Origin of the sequence: Tropicimonas sp. IMCC6043, assembly GCF_004146235.1 — a bacterium.
Lineage (GTDB): Bacteria > Pseudomonadota > Alphaproteobacteria > Rhodobacterales > Rhodobacteraceae > Tropicimonas.
In genome coordinates, this window is sequence record NZ_SELO01000105.1 from 1 (window position 1) to 2,306 (window position 2,306).

Genomic DNA, 2,306 nt, shown 5'->3' on the forward strand with positions numbered 1-2,306 from the left:
CGGTCGCCGAGGAGCCGATCACGACGCCGCCGACCAGGTTGAGCACCACGCTCTCGTTGGTCAGCGTGTCGACCAGCCCGGAATCGACGTCGGGCCCGCCGACCACGTTCAGCGCATAGGTCACCGCGTCGTCGTCCTCGACGTCATTGTCGTCGGCATCCTTGAAGCCATCCGTTCCAAACTGCGGATCGAACACAGTCGAGAAGTCGGCGGAATCATCCGTCGTGAAGTCGGACTCGTCCACCGTCAGGCTCGGCGCGGCCGATTGTTCGCCGAAGGACGGAGCGGCATCGTCGAACACGACATTGGACCCGACACTCGCATAATCCGAGTCGTCCTTGTCGACGCTGCCGCCGGCGAGACGCCATTGCCCGGCGTCACCCGTGATCCAGAGGCGCTCATGCGGATCTGCCGTGTATTCAACGACATAGCTTTCGCGGACGTTCTCGATGCTGACAGTCTGGACAAAAACCCCGCCGCCGATGTCGACGGAGTTGAAGGTGACGACTCCGTCTGTCCCGAAGGTCCCGTCGACGCTGCCGGAGAAGAGTTCCGTCCCGCTCGCGTTCAGAACGCGAACGGACGTGATGTTCACGAGAGTATCGTCGGCGAAGCTCTCGAAGAACAAAGCGCCGTCATTCTCCAGGTTGGTGTCATAGGCCGAAAGCGTGAGCGAGGCCTTTTTGGCGCCCTTCCCGCCCACGGTTCCGACGAATACTGAACCACCATCGATCGAGACGACGCCGCCGTTGAGGATGTTGATCTCGTCGTCGGCCTGGTTCTGGTCGAGGGTCGGCACGACATAGGGAGACTGCGGCGCAGTAATGAAGGTGTAGACGACCGTTTCGCCCACCTCGATCCAGTTGTTGTCATAGCCGATGGTTGTCGGGCTGCCGGTGCTGGTGTTGCCTTCCGAGGTGTTGAGAACGATCTCCGCGCCGTCGTTGCCCACGTCGGTCGACGCGGTGACCAGAAGGCTCACGGCGCCGCCGTCGATCTGGAAGAAGGTGTTCTTGCCGGCCGGGATCCCCTCGAAATCGAAAACGATGGTTTCCGAAGCCGAAAGCGTGAGGAAGTCGCCGAGATCGAGTTCGTGGTCAGGGTCGGTCCCGGCTGTGCCGCCATCGTCGTTATAGAGCCCCTCGAAGCTCACCATGTGGAAGTCGACCTCGATCGTGCCATCAGGCTGGAGGTTCTGGTACATGAACACGACGAAGACGACATCGCCGCTGGAATCGACCCCATAGACCATCTGATTGCCAAGGCCGGAATCCACGTCGCGGAACAGATAAACCGCCTCGCCATCGGTGGTCGTCAGACCGGTCGCCCCACCGGTTGTTTCATCGAAGGTTGCTGGATCGAAAGAGGGGTCTGAGGGGTCGTAGACCGGAAGCGCAGCGCCGCCCACACCGGAAAAACCGAGAGCGTTAATCTCTCCGTCAGGATCCACCGTCACCGAGTTGAACTGGCTTGCCGCGCCGACATCCTCGGCCGAATACGGGTCATCCGCGCTTTCGAAAGCGTCCGGGAGAAGGGAAAGTGCGACCAGCCTGTCATAGAATGCTTCCGTTGTGCCACCGTTCAGCGATGCAACCGTGACATCGGTGTCGGGTGTCTGCCCAACGTCGCCGCCAACCTGGAGACCGGAGCTCTGATCGTTGTTTACAGCGTTGTTCAGTGTGAACGAAATTGCCATGGTCTATTCCCTTCGGATCCCTGCCGAGCCAGCGTGGCGTCAGCTGGTTTTACTGTTGTTGCGCCACCCGCAGGCACCGGAGGATCACGTGAGGGAATAATCAGGCCATATAAGGAGATACTTTCAAAGTATCGCCCATTTCGCGGCTTGAGTTGTCGGCTGCTACAGAGCAGGCGGCAAAAAAGATTCCGCGGCCATTTCCAAAGGAGATGGCGCTAAAGCTTGTTTCAGCAATGGACGTTCTTTGACACTCAGAACTGTTACAGACTCAACTCATGCCACAATACGTCCGGTCCCCACCACAGTCCGGATTGCACGAGATAGCGTGCGCTCTTCATGCCTGCTGAATTTCGCTTTGGCGCTTTCCCCGAAACACCTACCGGCAGTCGGTTGGAAAGGGCACATGCACCGCTCCATTAACCTTACGTTAACCAAAAATCGCCCAAAAATCCATCAAAAAGTTAACGAATTATTAACAGGCCTTAGGGTCAGGACTCATTTAGGCAGCCAGAAGATGACGATGGCTGCGATGCAGATGGCCGACAGGAACAGGTCTCCGCATCTGTCGTAGCGGGTCGCGATGCGCCGCCAATCTTTCAAGCGTGCAAAG

Annotated in this window: 1 protein-coding gene and 1 pseudogene; both read right to left on the bottom strand. The window is 58.6% G+C overall.

What is annotated here, in order from left to right; translation table 11 throughout:
- The coding region (locus EU800_RS25870) for a DUF5801 repeats-in-toxin domain-containing protein (protein WP_129636331.1) at positions 1–1,696 on the bottom strand (1,696 nt) is incomplete at its 3' end.
- 495 nt (positions 1,697–2,191) lie between these two features.
- A pseudogene (locus EU800_RS25875) lies at positions 2,192–2,306 on the bottom strand (IS5/IS1182 family transposase); the annotation flags it as partial.